The sequence below is a fragment of the Candidatus Eremiobacteraceae bacterium genome (assembly GCA_035295225.1).
Taxonomy (GTDB): Bacteria; Vulcanimicrobiota; Vulcanimicrobiia; order Eremiobacterales; family Eremiobacteraceae; genus JABCYQ01.
The window spans coordinates 18,789-34,192 of the sequence record DATGJI010000058.1; the positions used below are offsets into that span (position 1 = coordinate 18,789).

At 62.6% G+C, this 15,404-nt stretch carries 13 protein-coding genes; 8 read left to right on the forward strand and 5 right to left on the reverse strand.

Going from position 1 to position 15,404, the window contains the following annotated elements; translation table 11 throughout:
* Positions 1-89: 89 nt before the first annotated feature.
* Positions 90-626 (forward strand): OsmC family protein, encoded by a 537-nt coding sequence (locus tag VKT51_11440; GenBank protein ID HLJ84778.1) that lies wholly within the window; start codon positions 90-92, stop codon positions 624-626.
* 75 nt (positions 627-701) lie between these two features.
* Here the strand turns inward: VKT51_11440 and VKT51_11445 are convergent, their stop codons facing one another.
* On the reverse strand, positions 702-1,787 hold the full coding sequence (locus tag VKT51_11445) for a hypothetical protein (protein HLJ84779.1): 1,086 nt from the start codon (positions 1,785-1,787) through the stop codon (positions 702-704).
* Positions 1,788-1,903: 116 nt separating this feature from the next.
* Here VKT51_11445 and VKT51_11450 point away from each other — a divergent pair, with 116 nt between their 5' ends.
* Positions 1,904-2,551: a hypothetical protein gene (locus VKT51_11450; GenBank protein HLJ84780.1), complete on the forward strand. Its 648-nt coding sequence runs from the start codon at positions 1,904-1,906 to the stop codon at positions 2,549-2,551.
* Between the two features lie 40 nt (positions 2,552-2,591).
* Positions 2,592-4,049, forward strand: a complete 1,458-nt coding sequence (locus VKT51_11455; GenBank protein ID HLJ84781.1) for a hypothetical protein — start codon at positions 2,592-2,594, stop codon at positions 4,047-4,049.
* 40 nt (positions 4,050-4,089) lie between these two features.
* Here VKT51_11455 and VKT51_11460 read toward each other — a convergent pair whose 3' ends face one another.
* On the reverse strand, positions 4,090-5,928 hold the full coding sequence (locus VKT51_11460) for a hypothetical protein (protein HLJ84782.1): 1,839 nt from the start codon (positions 5,926-5,928) through the stop codon (positions 4,090-4,092).
* A gap of 141 nt (positions 5,929-6,069) precedes the next feature.
* Between VKT51_11460 and VKT51_11465 the strand changes: the two genes are divergently transcribed.
* Positions 6,070-7,374: a hypothetical protein gene (locus VKT51_11465; protein ID HLJ84783.1), complete on the forward strand. Its 1,305-nt coding sequence runs from the start codon at positions 6,070-6,072 to the stop codon at positions 7,372-7,374.
* Complete coding sequence (locus tag VKT51_11470) at positions 7,371-8,687, forward strand: hypothetical protein (GenBank protein ID HLJ84784.1); 1,317 nt, start codon at positions 7,371-7,373, stop codon at positions 8,685-8,687. The genes VKT51_11465 and VKT51_11470 overlap by 4 nt, the downstream gene beginning before the upstream one ends.
* Positions 8,688-8,703: 16 nt before the next feature.
* Here VKT51_11470 and VKT51_11475 read toward each other — a convergent pair whose 3' ends face one another.
* Positions 8,704-9,063, reverse strand: coding sequence for a hypothetical protein (locus tag VKT51_11475; GenBank protein HLJ84785.1), 360 nt, complete (start codon positions 9,061-9,063; stop codon positions 8,704-8,706).
* A 338-nt stretch (positions 9,064-9,401) separates the two neighbouring features.
* Here VKT51_11475 and VKT51_11480 point away from each other — a divergent pair, with 338 nt between their 5' ends.
* Positions 9,402-10,259: a 5'-3' exonuclease H3TH domain-containing protein gene (locus VKT51_11480; protein HLJ84786.1), complete on the forward strand. Its 858-nt coding sequence runs from the start codon at positions 9,402-9,404 to the stop codon at positions 10,257-10,259.
* A 21-nt stretch (positions 10,260-10,280) separates the two neighbouring features.
* On the opposite strand, the gene VKT51_11485 is transcribed toward VKT51_11480, so the two are convergent.
* Complete coding sequence (locus VKT51_11485; GenBank protein HLJ84787.1) at positions 10,281-10,997, reverse strand: hypothetical protein; 717 nt, start codon at positions 10,995-10,997, stop codon at positions 10,281-10,283.
* 201 nt (positions 10,998-11,198) lie between these two features.
* Here VKT51_11485 and VKT51_11490 point away from each other — a divergent pair, with 201 nt between their 5' ends.
* Both VKT51_11490 and VKT51_11495 read left to right on the forward strand, forming a co-directional pair.
* On the forward strand, positions 11,199-12,308 hold the full coding sequence (locus VKT51_11490; GenBank protein HLJ84788.1) for a histidine kinase: 1,110 nt from the start codon (positions 11,199-11,201) through the stop codon (positions 12,306-12,308).
* On the forward strand, positions 12,305-13,033 hold the full coding sequence (locus VKT51_11495; GenBank protein ID HLJ84789.1) for a LytTR family DNA-binding domain-containing protein: 729 nt from the start codon (positions 12,305-12,307) through the stop codon (positions 13,031-13,033). The genes VKT51_11490 and VKT51_11495 overlap by 4 nt, the downstream gene beginning before the upstream one ends.
* Positions 13,034-13,056: 23 nt before the next feature.
* On the opposite strand, the gene VKT51_11500 is transcribed toward VKT51_11495, so the two are convergent.
* On the reverse strand, positions 13,057-15,222 hold the full coding sequence (locus tag VKT51_11500; GenBank protein ID HLJ84790.1) for a hypothetical protein: 2,166 nt from the start codon (positions 15,220-15,222) through the stop codon (positions 13,057-13,059).
* Positions 15,223-15,404 lie beyond the last annotated feature (182 nt).

Consider the following 15,404-nt stretch of genomic DNA (forward strand, 5'->3'; position numbering starts at 1 on the left):
ACGCCTGCGGCCTCGACCTTCGGCGCCGGCTAGGGCTCCGACGACGAGCAGCCGAAGGCCGCCATTCTCGAACGGCACGGAGAAAAAACGTGGATTCTGACAGCTTGCGCGCGTTACAGGCGCCGATCAAAGACCGCTACCGAGCCGAACCCGCCGCCGCGCTCATCACGTTGCGGGCACACGGACGCGTGGACGATCCCGACGGACTCAGCTGTAGCGTTGAGACCGGGCGCGCGCTCGTGAAGGCCGGTCTGCACCCGGCAACAGGTGGTGACGGAACTCTCGCTTGTTCGGGCGACATTTTGCTTCAGGCGCTCGTCGCCTGCGCGGGCGTCACGCTGCGCTCCGTCGCAACGGCGAAAAACATTCGCCTGCGCGGCGGCACCGTATCGGCGGAGGGCGACCTAGATTTCCGCGGGACCTTGGGCGTGGACCGAGACGCGCCGGTCGGGTTCAAGAACATCCGGCTTCGTTTCGACCTTGATTCCGATGCGACAGCTGAAGAACTTGCGGCGCTGCAAAAACTGACGGAGCGCTATTGTGTCGTCTATCAGACACTTGCAAGCGGGCTCAAACCAGAAGTCATTTTCCATGCGCAGCCGTCCGCCCCAAGGGAGATCGTCTGACGAGTTCTCGTTTCGTTCGCACAATCCGCGTCGTGGCGGCGGCTGCATCGGTTTTTGCGCACTATTTTGCAGAAATCAAGGCACCCAGATCACCGCATGCCACGATCCCGTGGTTGTCGAGTACGCCGAGCCGACAACATCGCCGGCAATGTCGATCGCATAGGCCTCGGAACTCGTGAACGCTGTCGGCAAGAACTGCTGAAGGTCGACCGCGGACTTTGCGGTTCCTTTCCAGAGCAGTGCGTGAATCGCACCGGTGCCGCTATAGTGTCCGTATCCGACTTGCACGTATCCATGGGCGGCGCGCGCGCACGAATCGGTAAACCCCTGCGGGTGAAGGTCTTTCATGCTCGCGGCGGTGCCGTGCCAGAGAAGCGCGTGGAGAGCTGTCATTCCGACGAGCGTGCCGCAGCCGACCTCGCTCCGGTTTCCCAACCCGGTTGCATAGGCGCTCGATAGCGTCGACGGTGTGAGGTCCACGGCGCTGGCGGCGGTGCCGCTCCAAAGCACGGCATGGTTGGAATTCGTGGTCGTCGAGAAGGCGTAGCCCGCTTCCTCGGTGCCGCGCACGACGTAGGCTTCGGAATACGAGGCACCGGTGGGATTTAGATCGACGGGCGTATTCAACTGCCCGAGCTTCCATAACAGCGCGTGAAGCGGCGATCCGCCTGATCCGGCGATAAACGTGCCGTTGGTGTCGTAGGCGTTCGATCCCGGCGAACAGCTTCCGCAACTGCCGTTCGGGTTGAGGTCGGTGAAGACGTGCTTCGAACCCTGCCACAACGCGGCGTGGGGAAATCCGAAGTAGCCGCCGTTGTTTGTGATCAGGGTCCCCACGATCAGCGAGCCGCCTGCACCATACGCCCAACCTTCGGCATAAAACTGAGGCAAGAGCACGATCGGATGCGAGCCGGGTCCCGACCACGCGAGCGGATAGTAGATCTTGGACGAACACGCCTTGCCGCACGAGATCGTGTGATCGAAGTACGAACCGGCTTGCGCAGTGGGACTTTCGCCGTAGCCGTACGCATCTTTGCCGTTTGGTCCGGCGCCGAGATCCACATACGTATAAGTCGTCGCTGTTGGGAGAGCTGCACCGCTCGGCGCTGTGCATGCCAGTGTGGCGGCGATAAGCGGCAAGAGGACGTGCGTCGTTTTCATCGCTTCTCCAAAATGGTCGGCGTGCATCGCGTCAACGTAATAGTTGCTCGCTCGCTTCGCACGAGCGCGTGCCCGACCTGCTCGTTCCGAATCACATATGGAGAAGCAAACCGATTGTGCCGTTAAGCCGGGGCGCCGTCTGCTTTTCGCCGAAACCGAGCGGCATGTCGAAGAACGGCGGCGTGGTCGGCGTATCGGATCACGGCGGTTGGGCAGTCCTCGTGACCGTGGCGCGCGACGGGACGCTGCTCGATCGCCGCCGCGTGGAGCTCGTGGACGACGACCTGCCCGCGATTCCCCATCATCACGAGGGCCAGCTGCTGCCGCCTGATGAGGCGGTCGCGCTCGTCGAACGCGTGCGCGCGTCGGCGGAGAAGCACGCAGCGCTCGCATTGGACGCAGTCAGCGCGGCCGTGCCGCGGATCTTGGGCATCGCCCTTCGTGATTGTCCAGAACTCCCGGCTACGATTTCCGAACGAATTGCGGACTACCGCGCACGAAACGTCGCCGACTGGGTGATGTATCGCAGGGCGCTCGCCGGCGCTGCAGAGGCGCGCGGCTGGCCGGTCCGCTGGTTCGATGCCAAGAAGGTGTTGGCCGCGGCCGGCAAGGCGTTGCGCGTCGCGGATTTCGACGCATACTTTCTCAAACTCCGGCGGGCCGTCGGACCGCCCTGGAACAAAGATCACAAGATCGCGATGGCCGCCGCCGTGGTCACGAGCACCGACGGTTCCGAGGACATGAGGCGCAAAGACAACGAATGAATCGTCTTCGTCGCTGGTATCCTCTAGGAGTTATTCCGGAATGAAACGGACGATTTTGGTCGCGTCCGCGATTGCGTTTCTCGCCGCAGGGTGTGGGCACGGTACAGCCGTCTTGCCGAGCGCCGGTGCTCGACCCTTGACTGCAAGCAGCTACCCCGCGATCGAGCCAGACGCCGGCGTCGTCGGGAAGAATTTCGTAGCGTCATATTTGAACCCAAACGTCTTCTATCAAGGACAAGGTGGACGGATCGTCACCGGTCCGGACGGCAACCTATACGTGTTAGGTTTTGGGAACGAAGATTTACTTCAAATCAGTGCGAGCGGCGTCCAGACCAATGCTTGGCCATTCGCTCTCTCCGACAATCGTTCGCTGAATTCCGGCATCGATAAGAAGCTCTGGTGGGGCGGGGGGAGCGCGGTCATTTCGATGACGACGACGGGAACCCAAAAGATTTTCGATTTGCCGGACAGCGGCCACGTGACCGCGCTGACCAAGGGCGCTGACGGGAACGAATGGTTTGCGCAGTCTTCACCGTCATCGGTTGGCTTCATCTCTTCGGCCGGAAAGATCACGGAGTACGCTTTGCCTGCGGGCGAAAATCCCGTTGCCCTCGCCGTCGGGGGAGACAAGAACGTCTGGTTCCTCGACAATGCGACGAACAGCTTCGCAAGAGTGACGCCGCAAGGCGCCGTCACCGAATTCCCGATTTCGAACTCGTGTCCAACCACAGTGAACTACGTCGACGCGACGATGGTGAAGGACAGCGGGGGTAACCTCTGGGCTACCGGCTCATGCGGCACCGGGCTCGATTTCTTCGAAGCAACCCCGAGCGGCGGCATCTTCACCTTCGGTGTAGCGGTCGATGCGAACCAGCTCGTGCTCGGTCCGGACAACGAGGTCTGGGGGACGAATAGCGCGCACACGCCCGACGTACTCTTACGATTTGACACGGTCAAGCACACCGAGACGACGGCCGTTCTTCCGCACAGCGCCCTTGCAGTTGGAGGGGTCACGCTCGGCCCGGACGGCGATATTTGGCTGACCATCTACGACGGGTCGACCGGCAAAGGGTACATAGAGGTCTACGACGAGACGCTCTACACGATCGGCGTCCGTCTGAACGGCGAACTCTCGTTCAACGATCCGCACTATGGTCTCGAGCTCGGTTACGCGATCGGCAGCACGACGCAAACGCAGACGATTTCCGTCAGCGCCGGAGAGTCCGTTCTCTTCCATAACTACGACACGATCCCGCATACAGCGTCGTTCTTGGGCGACGCCACGATGAACAGCGCCCCGTGGCCCACATCGTTCAGCGGAGGTAAGACCGCCTCGCCTGCCGGAGCGTCAATTGGGAGCCCCGGCTTTTCTACAGGCACCATCGCCGCGGGGTCGGACTCCCGCTACTACGAGTCGGGAAATCCGGGATTCTACATGATCGGCGACGGATACGACTATAACGCCGACAAGATGCGGACCGTCATCGTCGTCCACTAGAGAACGGAGCGGGCGCTCATCCCCGCCCGATCGGCGTCCATCAGAGGTGCTGCTTGAGCAATTTCGCAGCGACGGCGTCGGGCAAGTCCGCGAGTGCCTCATTTGCGGCGCGACTCAGCGTCTCGAGCGAGCGAAGCGCACCGATGATCGCCGCGTCGTCGCCGCTTTGCCTGACGCCGAGCAAGTCGAGCGCGATGCCGACGCCATGTGCGAGTTGCGCGATCGCACCCGACTCGTCCGGCGCATACGGCTCGCCGCTCGTTTTGGCACCGAGAATAAGCGCCCCGATCAGCCGGCCGCGCGCGAGCATGGGATAGGCGAATTCTCCCACGAGTGCAGACTCGACGAGTCGGAGATCGACCACTTCATGCGATGCCCGCATCGTCACGAGCGCGGCATCGTTCTCGCCGATCGCCCCATAGTGCCCGGCACCATCATCCAAAACGAACGAGACGACCGAGGCGTCCGCATGGCGCACGAGCATCTCGGTCGCGCGTTGTATGACGACGTCTCTGTCGGTGATGAAAGCGACTTCGCGCGCGAAGCGCTTCAGCGCGTCCTCGTCCTCGTGGCGCTTACGGAAGAAGACCCGATCGACGAAGCGGTCGACGCGGCCATGGATCTGATGCAGCGAGAGTCCGAGAGCGAGGGCGATCGCAGCGCTCACCGCGACGTTGGCGACGCGGCCCGCCGTGTTGAGCCACCCGGCGAGCGCCCATTCCGCGAGCGTGAACAATCCCACGACAAGGATCGAGACGGCCGTAAATACGGCGGCGCGGTTGAGCACAAAGCCGACGTCGAGCAACCGGCGGCTCAGCAACGCATACGCGAGACCGCAAGGGGCGACGACCCAGCTTAAGTTGAGGATCGTATAAAAGACCACGGAGTTCGACGTGAAGTACGACTGCACTGTCGCGATGCCGAAGACGTAGAGGACGGCGAGGGAACCGGTCGCCCACGCGACGCGCGAGCGTTCTTCGCCGCTCGCCGACCGAACGGCGAGGACCGCGCAAAGCAGCGCAAGCGCCGGCGGCCCGACGATGGCGAGGAAAAGCGGCAATGGTCTTGTCGCGAGCCAGGCGTGGATGTCGAGCGTGCCGGACCAAAGGCCTGCGATGCCGAGCGCACCGGCCGGACTCGGACCTCCCTGCGCAGCGCCGGTCCAGATAAGTGCGGACAACCCGGCAACGGCGAACGCGACGCCCGTGAATATCTTCCTCGCGAGTGAGACCGGACGGCCAAACAGGAGCGCGTAACCCGCAAACAGCGCGACGCCGGCACAGAACAGAAACTGGGCCACGACGTTGAGCGCCACGTCTAGAGCGATCCACGGCGTGAGAAAACCATTTATGGGGAACAGGTTCTCCCCGAGTTGGATGAGGATCAACGTGAGCGCGAGCAGACGAACTTCAAGGCTCTCCGGCCGACGCCACACGAGCAGTGCGGCGATGAAGAGACTGAATGCGGAGCCGATCCAAAACGCCCACGCGAGCCACCACTGCGTCTGCAGCCAGAACGCAGTCGTCGTGTACGGAACGGGCGTAAGAGTGACGACTCGCTCAACGCCGCCCCGTCGCAAGGCAAGCTGTATGGGCTTTCCGGCGAGCAGCTCATCGCGCTCGTAGTACCGAGCAGCGGGCGTCATGCGAAGGAGATCGACCTCGTCGCCGGGCTGAATGCCGCTGCGTTGGGTGACCGAGCCTGGCGTTATCGCATCGAACCGGTCGAGAAACGCAGCAATCGTCGGTGGATCGTAGACGGAGCCGCCGAACAAATCGCCGTCGAGATAGTACGTCGCCCAGGCACATTCGCTGATCGCGACGATCCCGACGACGCACAATGCAAGCAGGGCGCTGCGCCATAGACGCGCACGGTTCATACGGAGCGTTTGAGCGGACGCGGACGGGTGCCCTTTTGGTCGCGCGGATCCGGCGGTTCCGCATCCCCGGCGCACGCGCGCCGCACGACGGCTTGCTAGTATCCGCGCAGGGGGGCATGTGACATGTCTAAACGAGTACAGTTGCGGCTAGGCGTCGTCGTCGCCTTGCTGACAGGCGGAACGATCGGCATACTTTCCAGCGCGCCCGCGCGTGCGATGATCGAAGCGGCGATGACCTGCGGTTCAACCTCGCCGTGTTTGGAATGGGATAACTCGAAAGGCGGCGTCGGCGTGAAAGGCGTTTCGTCCGGCGGCGCCGGTCTCGAAGGCCTCACGAAGTTCAACAGCACCGGCAAATCCGCGGGCAAAGCGGGTGTGGTCGGTCAGGACACGAGCACGAGCGGCGCCCTCAACTCCGGCGTGAGCGGTGTTTCCGTCAACGGCTCGGGGGTAACCGGCACGTCGACCAATCTCAACGGCGTGCAAGGTTTCACCGCCTCGGGAGCAAGCGGCGTTTACGGACAAGATTCGGTAGCAGGCGGCTTCGGCGTTGCGGGCCGGAATACGGCATCGACGCACAACAGCAACAGCGCAGGTGTGCTCGCCGACGGCAGCACCGCGAGCGATGCGCTGCACGCTTTTTCGTACGGCCTTAGCGCTAATTCGATCTACGCATTCTCTCAGCACGGATCCTCGCTCGTCGCCAATCAGGGCGGCAACGATACGGCTCCCGAGCTGGCGCTTGAAGACACAAATCCGAGCAATTCCAACGACATCATCCACGCCGACGGACCGAATGGGCCTGTGCTGAGCATGTCGAGCGGCACGACGTGGTTCCACACCGATTTCGAGGTCAGTGCTCCCGAAGCTTCGGTATTCGAAGGCGCCGACTATCAGACGCCGGCGCTGAACGTGTACGGCGGAGGAACCAACACCAATTTCGCCGTGTTCACCGTTAACGACGTCAACGGCAACCAAGTTGCGGGCATCACGGACATCGGCACTCTCAGCATCGCCGGCCTTCTCTTTTCGAACGGTTCGTGCAGCAGCGGCTGCATCGTCGGCCGCCGGCAGGCACATGCGGTTCGCGAATATACGCCGACCGAGAGCGAACCGACCATAGAGGATAACGGTGAGGCGGCCCTCGTCGACGGCGTCGCGCAGGTGGCGCTTGATCCTCGATTCGCAAATGTTATCGATCGGAGCGCGCCATACATCGTCACCGTGACGCCTGAAGGCGACTGTCGCGGACTGTACGTGACGCAGCGTTCGGCGCGCGGCTTCGTGGTGCGTGAGCTGCAAGGCGGACACTCGAGCGTCGGCTTTGGGTTTCGGATTGTCGCACATCGCTTCGGGGTGAGCGCGGCGCGCTTGCCGATGATCGATGTGCAGATGAACGGACGAGCACACCGCCTTACGACACACGTCTTGGGTGGCCGGTCATGAAGTCGGTAACTCGAATCGGCCTTGGCGCGGCGTTTGCAGTCGGTGCGCTCATCGGGGCCGTGACGATCGGTCCCGCGCGAGCGACCATCGAAGCGGCGATGAACTGCGCATCGTTCGGACCTTGCTTGGAATGGGATAACTCGAAAGGCGGCGTCGGCGTGAAAGGCGTTTCGTCCGGCGGCGCCGGTCTCGAAGGCTTCACGAAGTTCAACAGCACCGGGAAGTCCGCGGGTAAAGCGGGTGTGGTCGGTCAGGACACGAGCACGAGCGGCGCGCTCAACTCCGGCGTGAGCGGTCTGTCGGTCAACGGCGCGGGTGTGACCGGCACTTCGACCAACCTCAACGGCGTGCAAGGCTTCAGCGCCTCGGGAGCAAGCGGCGTTTACGGACAAAATTCAGTGGCGGGCGGTTTCGGCGTCGCCGGCCGGAACACGTCCTCCACCCACAACAGCAACAGCGCGGGAGTGCTCGCCGACGGAAGCACAGCGAGCGACGCATTACATGCGTTCGCATATGGTTCAAACGCAAACGCCGTGTATGCATTTGCCCAACACGGCACCGCCCTGTTCGCGAATCAAGGGCCGAACGCGAGTGCCCCCGAGGTATTCGTCCAAGGCGGTTCCGGCAGTCTCAACGACATGATCGAAGCGGTGGACGCGAGCGGCTCGGACATCTTCGCGGTCACGTCACAAGACGGCACGCTCGTGACCTCGGGATTCGATGCGGAGAGCGGCTGTTGTAAGCCCGCGGGCGAGTTCACGTCGTCGGGCTCGAATCCAGTCGTCTGGATGTTCGCCGGCGAGGCGAACACGTCCGACTATGTCATGTCCGCATTCGACGCGAACGACGCGATGCTCATGAACCTCGACGACAGCGGGAATCTCAAAATCTCCGGTCTGCTCACGACCGCGGGGGCGTGTCATTCGGGATGCGTGGTCGGTGGAAAACGGACGCGTTCGGTGTCGGAATATTCGGCTCTCGAAAGCGAGCCGACGGTCGAGGATACGGGCGACGCGGTGCTCATGGACGGCATCGCGCAAGTCGCGCTCGATCCGTCGTTCTCGAACGTGATCGATACGAACGCCGGCTATCGGGTGTTCGTCACGCCCGATGGTGATTGCCGCGGCCTGTACGTTGCATCGCGCTCGCCCGGCGGTTTCATCGTACGCGAGCTCCAAGGCGGCCGCTCGAACGTGCCATTCGAATACCGGATCGTCGCAAAGCGCTTCGGTGTCGCTGCGCAACGGCTGCCGATGGTCACGGCGGCGCGCGCCGTCCGCTCGCGGCATGCGAGGACGATGCGGCCTCACTGAACAGCTTCCTTTGACGTCACCCCAAGCTCAAGTCGGGCGGGTTGCTGCGCGAAACCGCCCAGAGGAATTCCATGAGTGAACCTGCGGGCCGCGGCAGCCGCGCCGATCGCGCAAACGCAGTGACGAAAGCATCCTGCGTCGCGTGCGGCGCAAACTCAACGAGTCGTCGCAGCAATGTGTGGAGATTACCTTCGGTTTGGAGAGAACATTCTGCGCCTAACGTGTTTCGAAAATTGAACGAATCCGCGATGAGATAACAGATCTCGATGACGCCGGTCGCACGAAACGCGAGCGCGAAACTCGACGACTCGGTCGTTTCTTCATCGTAAGTGTGCCGAAAGAGCTCCTGGGTTGAATATGATCCGAATCTGGCCATTCGTGCCGACAGCAACGTGATCAGAGGAGGCAGCTTTCGAACGAGTCGAACGGTTTCGCGACAAATTCGAGCGCCATGCAGCGATCGAATGTCCGCACCCGTAACGACTCTGTCCGAATTGTCGTCGAGCGAGATACGGCACACTCCGGCGCACGCAGTAAAGTCCATTCTTATGATGCGCGCATGAGGCGGCAAGTTCAGCGTTGCTAGCATAACATCGTCGCGTTGCGGGGTCACGATGAAGCCGCATTCGCTGGCATCCAGAGTCTTTCATGGCGCGTCGCGGCGGGGATGGTGGCATTTAGGAGACGGAGGCGATCGCGTTGAACGAGCGTCGCGTGATCGTTCATCTTGTCGACGGGACGTACGAGCTCTTTCGTCATTTTTACGGCCTGCGACGATTCACCAAAGGCAAGGACCGCCCGTTCGGCGGGGTCGTCGGGGTGCTCAACACGGCATTGCAGATGATCGAAAACGGCGCCACGCATATAGGCGTCGGGACCGATCACGTCATCGAATCATTTCGAAACAAGCTCTGGAGCGGTTACAAGACGGGCGACGGCGTCGAACACGCGCTGCGCGCGCAATTCGAGCCGCTCGAAGACGGTCTCGCGGCGATGGGCGTGGCTGTTTGGCCGATGATCGAGCTCGAGGCCGACGACGCGCTCGCTTCTGCGGCGACCATCGCCGCCAAGGATCGTCGCGTAAAGCAGATCCGCATCTGGACGCCCGACAAGGACCTCGCGCAGTGCGTGCGCGGCGACCGCGTCGTCCAAATGTATGACCGAAAAACCAATGCCGTTCGCAATGCCGACGGCGTTGTGGCAAAATTCGGCGTACCGCCCACGCTGATCCCCGATTACCTTGCGCTTGTCGGGGACAGCGCGGACGGTTATCCGGGCATCGCCGGCATCGGGCCGAGGGGCGCGGCGGGCCTCCTCAACCGATACGGCAAGCTCGAACGCTTTCCGCGGAACGCGCTCGGCGATCGCCGCGAGCTTGCGCTGCTTTTCAAAAAACTGGCGACGCTTAGAACCGATGCCAAGCTGTTCCGTAAGATCGACGCCCTGGAGTGGCATCGTCCGACAAAGAACTTCGACGCCTTTTGCGATCGCATCGCCGCACCCAATCTCTTGACCCGCGCGACGAAGCTGGCCGCAAGCGGGAAGCCGCGCAATCGCTTACCGAAGGTCTAGCTTACGAGCTATGCGCTCGCCTCACGGCGAAACAGGCGCTATCCGGGCGAGCGATCCGTCGGACCAGTGAGACACCGGAATGGCGATCGTCACCGGCTCGTACCGGCGAAAATAAGCGATGTCCGATGGCCCGAAGATCGGCGACCCCTTAAAGCCTGCGGCCCACGTGCTCATTTGGTCGTACGCGATGAACGGCATGACGTGTGGATGCCACGGCCCGTCCGCACCGAGCAGGTAGCCGTATTTCGACAACATGAGCGCAAACGACCCGGGAGCGGGGTCGGTGAATTGGTGGTCGTCGTAGGCGGCTTTACACTTCGCGGCGATCTCTTCGCGCGTGGCACCTGCGATCGCCCAGTTCGTCCGCGCGAGGTACTGCGGGAGCACACTTTGCACGGCCGGCGGATTGAGACACGCTGGACCGAGACCGCGCGGGTTCCAAAATTCGGGATCGTCAAGACCGGCCGACCACGGCCGCCCGACAAAACAAACCCAGCCGTTCGTGCCTTTGGCAGCGACAACGTAGCCTTTGGGCGTCAGCACGAGATACTCGGCATCGTCGGAGACGGACGCCGGCGCCGCGGTGCGAGCCAAGGCGATTTCGGCCGCCGCGCTCGACATCAAATACTTCGCGAGCGGCGCCATCGCGGGATACGTGTCCGCCTGCGCTGCTTGGCTATTCGCGACGGCGCACGACGCAAGCAACGAAGCAAGAGCAAGAGACGCGAGGTTCTTCATGGGGCCTCCTCAGTAATCTACGCCATAATGACCTTGGATGCGGCCGCCGGCGCGGGTTTGCGGTGGGTCGCCTCGAAGCGGTCGCTAATCCTAGTCTCGCATCGCGCAGCCGCCCGCGGCGAGTCCGCTGCCTGCGCGGTTATGGGCGTTGACTGCATGGAACTATTCACGTGCGTCGCCGCCGGTTAAGATAGCATCGAAATGCTCGAACGAAACGCCGGTTTGCGGCTTGCTCCCAAGGTATGGATCCCCATCGCCTGGCTGGCTTTCGCCCTCGCCGATGCAGCGAAGACGGTCGGCTCTATGCACGCGGAAGGTATGCATCACTACTGGGTGACGCTCTACGCGGTCGAAGTCCTGTCTTGGTTGCCCTGGGCGTTCGCCCTACCGTTGATCGTGTGGCTTTCCGACCGCCTACACGATGTCAAGCCTGTGCTCGCGTGGACCGGACACGTCATAGCGGCGGCGTTGATCGGACTCGCTTACACCGTGTGGTCCGATCAACTGACACTCCGCTTTCAACCGTTCGCTCCGCAATTCGCGCATTGGACCCCGACATGGCCGGCCGATTTCTACGACAACTTGATGCTGACGCTCGTGCTTTATGCGTTAGCGCTCCTCGGTCATTGGCTGATCGAGTCGCGCGCGAAGGTCTCTGCGCGCGAAACCGAGGTCGCGCAGTTGAACGAGCAGCTCGCGCAAGCGCGCCTCCTTGCATTGCGCAGTCAGGTCGAGCCGCACTTTCTTTTCAACTCGCTCAACGCGCTGGCCGGGCTGATTCGAGAAGGGCGAGCCGATGCGGCCGTTCAGACGGTGGTGCAGCTGAGCGACTTCTTGCGACGAACACTCTCGGCCGCGAGCCGGCAGGAAGTTCCGCTCGCCGACGAGGTTGAATTCGCTCGACGCTACCTCACGATCCAGCAGACGCGCTTCGCCGACCGGCTGCGGCTCGACTTCGACGTGCAAGATGGGCTGCAGAACGCTGCGGTGCCCAATCTGATCCTGCAACCGCTCGTGGAAAACGCGGTCAAGCACGGGATTGCCAAACGCACGGAGGGCGGTTCCGTACGAGTCGCGGCATCCGCCTCGGGAGAATCGCTCGACCTGTATGTCGCAAACGACGGCCCGAGCCTGCCCGACGATTGGAATCAGCGCGAACGGAGCATCGGCATCGCCAACGTCTGCCGGCGTCTTCACAGTCTCTACGGCGACGCGTCGAGCTTTGACATCCGCAATCGCAATGGCGGCGGTGTGGAGATCGCTATCCGGATTCCGCTCCGCGTGATCGGCAGCGCTGAAGGGCGCACGTGAGCCAGGCGATGTTTCGCGCGCTCGTCGTCGACGACGAACCGCTCTCGCGCAGCAGCGTCGTCGCAGAATTGCGCGTCGATCCTGATGTGGCGCTGGCCGGCGAGTGCGGCTCCGGCGCACAGGCGCTGGCCGACATCCGCCGGCTGCGCCCTGACCTCGTCTTTCTCGACGTCGAGATGCCCGAATGTGGCGGGTTCGATGTCCTCGAAATGCTCGGGACCGAGGTTCCGCCGGCTGTCGTCTTTGTGACCGCGTATGACCAGTACGCGATCCAAGCCTTCGCGGTCGGCGCATTGGATTATCTGCTCAAACCTTTCGACGCCGCGCGTTTCACGATCGCGCTGAAGCGCGCGAAGGACCGGATCACTGCTTACCGCGCTGTGCCGCGCGCGGCACAACGGCTCGCGATCAAGAGCATCGGCGGGGTCATTTTTGTGAATATCGCGGACATCGATTGGATCGAAGCATGTGACTATTACTCCCGTCTGCACGTCGGGGGAAAGACGCACCTCATCCGGCGCAGCATGGCAGACCTGGAAAGGGACTTGCTTCCCTATGCGTTCCGCCGCGTCCATCGTTCGACCATCGTGAACATCGAGCGAGTGCGCGCTTTGGCGCTGAACGACGCAGGCGAGTACGACGTGCATCTGCACGACGGCTCGGAGCATCGCGTGAGCCGCAGTCATCGGCGCGAGCTCCAGGCAGCCCTCGAACAAGGAGAGTAGCGCACGACGGCGCTCCGCCACGATCACGAACCTTTGCCGGCGCCGATGTAACGTATGAGTTTGACGTACAACGCGGGGACTGTCGATAGGCGGCTCGGATCTCCGTAGACCACGTACAGCTCGTTCGGGCCGCGAAAGAAATGGAATGCGGCGGAGAGGTTCGTCGCGTCGTCCGTCGCCGTGCATCCCGGGTTCGTCGGATAGAAGACGTTGACGCTCCCCCGGCACACGGAGGGCGTGAACGCGCTTGCCGGACCGATCGGCGCAAAGGCATACGGCTGCGTCGTCCCTAGAATCCGGCGCGCGCCGAGATCCACGGAGAGCGACCGGTTGAATTGGAAGTTGAGGCTCGCGCGGTCGAGCCACTGCTTTGTGCTCGGTTCATCCGAGAGTGCCGACACGTAGCTCGTGTCGTCCGCTTCCAATACAAGCGTCGTCCGCTTGCCGAGCGGCAACGCAAACGATCTCGACCACGAGTCCAAGCGACCGTGATAGTATTCGCCGGTCAAATACATGATCGTGGACGGGTTGGATGTGTTCGCCGCATATTGCGCCATGAAACCGCCGGCGTTATACGGCAAGAACTCTTGCGAGCATGTGGACGGCGACTGAGGAACGCACGTTTGCAGCGAAGAGATGCCCTGCATACCCGTCAGCGTTATCAGGTCCTTGAAGTCGATGCGCGCGCTATCAGAGAAATCAGACTGATTCACGGTGCCGCCCGGCGCATGAAAGCGATCCGCACTAACCGAGAACGCGACGTCGAGCACGCGAGCCGTCTGCGAGAAGTTGACTTGCTTGCTCGCAACGCTCGTGTAGCCGGCAATGCCGGGCTCCCCGGGCGGCTGGTTTGCATAGCCGTCGGCGGGGAAGAACTGCGAACCCATCTTCTGCAGCGCGACGGCCGCCAACCCAGTCGAGGTCTGGTAGTATTCGCCGAAGTCGGCGTACCCGGCTTGGCCCGGCGCGGTGACGGACGTTCCGCTCTCCGATGCGACGTTGGCGAACGACGTGAAGTGGCTGTGCGGGTTGAAGAGCGAGATACTTTCTTCGCCGACGAGATCGCGGAAGCCCGTGTCGGTCGCGTCGACGCCGACGCGTTGCGCGCCGACGGTCAGTTCCTGGTGCGCGTCGCTCGCAAAGAGCGCGAGTGCGTTGTCGTGCCGGTCTTCGCCGATAGCATCGAAGGTGCCGAACGACAGCGTTCCTTGGCGCCCTTCGGCGCCGAAGCCGTCGCTGAAAGTCGGGATCACCGGCGTATAGAGCACCGTCATGGGGGCGTTGATATCGGCCTGCTGTCCGAAATTCGATGCGGCTTGTGTGAAGAAGGGTCGGACTTCAGAGAAGCGTCGCGCGAACTCCGTGGGCGAGATGGATTGCTGGTCGATCTCGACGTTTGAGAAGTCCGGATGCGCGGTGCCGAAAAGCGAGGACGATCCCGTGACGGGAATCGAGACGTCGGCGCCGACGTGCGATGTGGAGCCGCCGGCCGCGGCCGACGCGACTTCGCCCAAACCGTACAATTGCAATCGCGGATGAAGAGCCGGCGCTTGCGCCTCTTCGATACCGGCGACGTGCCCGGCGTAACGCGCGTCCATGGGATTGGCCTGCTCGGAGTTGAGCTCCCAGACGTAATTACTGTTGGAAGCGACGACAATGCGATGGAACTGCATGCGCCACGAGGCGTTCTTCTGCACGTGCATTGCACTCAATGGTATCTTCAGGATCGCGATGTAGCCGTCACTCGTCCGGTGACCGAACGCAAACCACGTCGGCGCGTAGGCGGAGTTCTCGCTCGAAGATTGATCCCGAGCACCGAAGGGGTTCGTCGCGAACCAATAGGCGAAACCGTTCAACCCATTCGGCCAAATATGGACCATGACGGCGTCGCCGTTGAGCACGCCGGTGCCGTCGGTCAACTGCGTCACGGTCATCGGTTCGCGTTGCTTGGCCTCAAAGGCGACGTAGAGCGCGCTGCCGTAGCGCCCAATGCGCACGGTCGTGTCCTCCGGCGCGGGCTTGTGATATGTCGCCTCGTAGGTGAGGTGAACCGCCGCCGCCGAACTCCACGCGCCGTCGAGCGCCGCATCGAGGGGCGGCTCAGTCGGGAGCAAAGGCACCGTCACCGTGGGAGCGGCGTCGGACTCGGCACCAGCGAACGCGACGAACGGAACGCACGCAAGAATCATGAGTACCGCCGAGGCAAGTGCCGTGCGAAAACAAACCATCATGCATACTAGTCTCGCATTGCGCACCGGCGCGCCGCGAGTCCCCTCCCTGCACGGTTCCAGGCGTTTACTGCACAGCGCCGGTAGAGCGGCGTACCCGTATCTTTTTGATGGCCGCAATCGTCTTCATGACAGTACCGACG